The sequence below is a fragment of the Gemella sp. GH3 genome (genome assembly GCF_013415425.1).
Classification (GTDB): Bacteria; Bacillota; Bacilli; order Staphylococcales; family Gemellaceae; genus Gemelliphila.
Genome location: NZ_JACBYC010000062.1, coordinates 1 through 4,137 on the forward strand (window position 1 = coordinate 1; position 4,137 = coordinate 4,137).

3 protein-coding genes are annotated in these 4,137 nt (G+C 21.9%); 2 read left to right on the forward strand and 1 reads right to left on the reverse strand.

Annotation, left to right across the window (positions count from 1 at the left end):
* The first annotated feature begins 888 nt into the window (after positions 1-888).
* Together HZY83_RS01600 and HZY83_RS01605 are read left to right on the forward strand one after the other, a co-directional pair.
* Positions 889-1,557 (forward strand): hypothetical protein, encoded by a 669-nt coding sequence (locus HZY83_RS01600; RefSeq protein WP_179942347.1) that lies wholly within the window; start codon positions 889-891, stop codon positions 1,555-1,557.
* Positions 1,538-2,092, forward strand: a complete 555-nt coding sequence (locus tag HZY83_RS01605; RefSeq protein WP_179942348.1) for a hypothetical protein — start codon at positions 1,538-1,540, stop codon at positions 2,090-2,092. Before HZY83_RS01600 ends, HZY83_RS01605 begins: the two co-directional genes overlap by 20 nt.
* 66 nt (positions 2,093-2,158) lie before the next feature.
* Here the strand turns inward: HZY83_RS01605 and HZY83_RS01610 are convergent, their stop codons facing one another.
* Entirely contained in the window at positions 2,159-3,346 is a 1,188-nt protein-coding gene (locus HZY83_RS01610; protein ID WP_179942349.1) for a protein rep, read from the reverse strand.
* Positions 3,347-4,137: the final 791 nt, after the last annotated feature.

Here is a 4,137-nt window from a genome sequence, read left to right on the forward strand (position 1 = left end):
AAGCACGCAAAAATTAGCGACTATCGAGCTATATTTAACATAATCAAGCTTAAAACATCATATAAGCAATTTTAAGGTGCTTTTTAGACGTTTTAAACTTAAAATTTATTAATTTATACTCTAAAATAAAAAAAGACGCTAAAACACGTCTAAAAATGGCTAATTTTGATATCCTATGTTTTATGTTATAATTAAAAAGCTATCAACTGAATATTCTACTCTGAAAGGAGTGAACGTAATGCTCGAATTAATTCAATTAATAATTGTTTTATTAATTCTTAGAGAAATTAATAAAAAATAATTAATTAGGAATTACGTTGATAAATATTCGTTTAGTGTTGATAGTAACTGGAGTTTGACGGCTCCAGTTTTTTTTATAAAAAAACACACAGCTAATTGACGGTACTGTGTGTTTATGCTCGAATTATATATATATTTTATATTATTAGCTCAAAGAAAGTCAAGGGCAAGAGTATTTTTTATTTCACTTTGTTCATAAAAAATCTTCCTTGCTTTTCCTATGACTTTCTTTATTTTTCGTTTTAATTTCGTCTTGCGAAGCAGACGGAAAGAATATTTTATTTTTTAGTCTACTTCGCTTTTTATTTTAAAACGAAAAAATCGCATTTTTATCCTTTTTCTTTTTTTCTTTGCTCGCTCCGGAAAGAAATATTTTTTTATATTCAACCCTTTTATTATAGCATATTCTTTTGATTTTCTTTAGAAAATATAATTTCAATATTTTTCTATCTTTTTCTTATTGTTTACATCATATTTTTATGCTATGTTTAAATTGTAATAATAATTATTTAGTATATATACTTTGTTTTTTATATATGTAGTTGCAAATGCATATATGTATTTTATTCATACAAGGGAGGTAATGTTATGAATAATAAATTTAAATTAACAAGTGCTATTTTAACTGCTAGTTTATTAGTTACTCCTGTTTCTGGAATTATATATCAAAACAATAATATTGCTAAGGCTGAAGAAATAAATAATAATAAAATTTCTGAAAACACTAAAAATAAAATAAAATCGGACTTAAAAGAATATGTGTCTATTCAAGATATAGAAAAACTAATTAAAAAATTAGAAAATAATGAAATAACTGAAGTAAGTATAAATTCATCTAAACCAATAATTGAAAAAGAAATTAAAATAAATGAAGAAGAGTATCAAAAAATAAAAATATATAAAGATTTTTCTTACTCAATAACTGGTTTAGAGAAAAAACCAAAGATTTCATTTAGATATTTAGATAATATTCATTGTGGTAGTGGTTATTGTTGGGCGACAAATGCTCATGCTTATAAACATGTTAACGGAGGAGAAATAGGATTATATGCAAGTTTAGAATATACAAATACATATGGTCAAATAAATAGTGCTTGGTCTCCATATGCAAAACAAGATGGAAGAAATATTTCTGCAAATCCTATAGCTCGTTTTAATCAAGCAGGATATTCATATGCAAGTACATCAGCAGCTATACACGGTCAATATTATACTATAACATTAAAAGTAGGTCCATATGGTTCGAAAGTATACTAAAATATTAATAGTATTATTATCAATATCTATGTTTTTAATAGGATGTAATAATCAAAAAAATAATGCAGAAAATAATAAAGAAAACGAATTAATAGGTAAAATTCTAATATACAAAATAGATGACATAAAAAAAATAGAAGATAATAATGAAATAGATATAATAAGATTAAAAACAAACAATAATACTATAAATAAAACAGAATTATATAATAAAAAAATATATTATGAATATCCAAATATAATAAAAATAACAATAAACCAAATATTAAAAAATCAAAAAGAAAATTTATACTCAGACATAAATATTCAAATAAACCCCAAATTAGAAGTATTATATGAAAATATTAAACTTGTAGAAAATAATGAAAACAAAAAAGATATTTATGGAGAACTTATAATAAAAAATAGTAATTTAGAAGACTATGAAAAAAATTACTTAAAATATTATAGTGAAAAATATCCCGAAAGAATTGAGTACAATAAAAAAATAATAAAATTAAAATTTAATAAAGATATACAAAAGACGACTAATTAGTCGTCTTTTTATTCTAAATAAATTTCTTTTTCTTCTTTTACGAGCTCCGGAAAGAATATATTATATTTAATCTTGTTCACTATTATTAAACTGTTTAACAATACTATCCTTATAAGATAACTGAATAATAACTTTTTCTTCTTCGGTCAAATCTCTAAATTCTTTTATCTCATAATTACTATTAATGTGAGAATAAGTAATCTTATATACATAATCAACATATTGATCCTTGATATAATTATTAAGTTCACCATTTTTAAATTTTTTAATTGCATCTTTAAAAATCCCACTTGGTCTATATTGTCTTTTCCCCTTTAAAGAATTATAAAAAGTAGCAAATACATCTTTATTTATTAAATAATTACTATCCTTAGCTATATACTTTGTTAACTCTAAAACTCCCGTATGAATACCATATTCATTTTTATGTTTTAACTTTCTAATATCAACTTGAGTTATACTATCATCTTGCTTATATTCTCGCCATCTTTGTAATATATAATCTTTTTCTAACATCCAACAATTTTCTTTTGCAATATTTTTAGGTACAGCAATCAAATAATGATAATGTGGATGATAAGTTTTATATGATTTACTTTTTCTGTCATTATTATAAGTTGTTTCCAATTTTCCTAAAATCCCAACTACAACTTTTTTCATAGTTTTATTTTTAACTAAAAAATTATTCAACAATCTTGAATCTTCTCTTATTGATTTTTCTAAATCATTACTTGAAACATTAGGGTAAGTTAAAGTCAAAAAATATATATCAACTTTATATTCATCGATTAAATAATCAACTACTGATTGATATGCTAAAGCGTAATAACTAGATAATATTTTACTACACATAGGACAAAATCTATTATTACACCTATTAATCTCAATAATTTTTTTATTCTCAAAATGAAAATCAGTTATATAAGAAACTTTACACATACACATTTCTATTTTTGCAATTGTTTTTACAGTAACATTACTAACTTTATCAGAACTTTTTTTGTCAATATCATTTAACCTAACATATGATTTTTTACTTTTTTTATTTTTTGTTAATTCATTATATAATTCTTCTACTGGATTAAAATATTTTAAGTAATTAACTAACTTTAAATTTTTAGATTTATAATCAATCAATTCACTTTTAATATCATTTAGTTTTGTATCTCTATGTTTTTTTAATAAGTCTCCTAATTCGCCCTTGCGATATTTTATCTGAGTTTCTTTATCAACTTTTGGATATATCTTACTCATAATAAAAACACTCCTTTTTATTTTTTCAGAGTGCTGTTTTTTATCTTATGCCTTGACTTTTTTTATCTCAAATTTTATAATAATAAATGAATTTGATGATTAAAAAAAAAGTGTTGGGTGTGGTAATTTTTCAGCACTCTTTTTTTTATGCAATTTTTAATATTTAATGATTTAATGATTTAATGTTTTATAATTTATAATTTTGTAATTTGAATTTGAATTTGATTTTTTGAATTTGAATTTTTATGTTTTTTGATTTTAAATTTTTAAATTTTTATTTTTTTGTCTTTTTAATTAGTCACTTTTTTTGTTTGCTATTTATGTTGTTTTTTTTAATCATTTTTAGTCAATTATAACACTAATTTTAGTGAAACACAATTTTTAATTAAAAAACGCTGAAAAAGGCTCTAAATCAACATTTCTATTTTTAAAAGAGTGACAGTTGATATAGAATTATCAAGAATAGAAAATTTTAGTCATTTCTAGCCTCAAATTTTAGGTTATTTTTTTATATTTTTTTGACTAAAAATTTCTACAAAATTTTAGCAAAAAAATTCTTTAAAAAAAATAGCACATATAAATTTTAAAATATATATTTTTATTAAAGTGATTTTTGAAAAAAATCACTTGCTCGACTATTCGCTTAAATTTTTGCTTAGCTAAAAAGCACGCAAAAATTAGCGACTATCGAGCTATATTTAACATAATCAAGCTTAAAACATCATATAAGCAATTTTAAGGTGCTTTTTAGACGTTTTAAACTTAAAATTTATTAATTTATACTCTAAAAT

Bases quoted from the DNA above. Each gene is read 5' to 3' on its own strand.
- HZY83_RS01600 (WP_179942347.1), top strand. From the start codon at position 889: ATGAATAATAAATTTAAATTAACAAGTGCTATTTTAACTGCTAGTTTA.
- HZY83_RS01605 (WP_179942348.1), top strand. From the start codon at position 1,538: ATGGTTCGAAAGTATACTAAAATATTAATAGTATTATTATCAATATCT.
- HZY83_RS01610 (WP_179942349.1), bottom strand. From the start codon at position 3,346: ATGAGTAAGATATATCCAAAAGTTGATAAAGAAACTCAGATAAAATAT.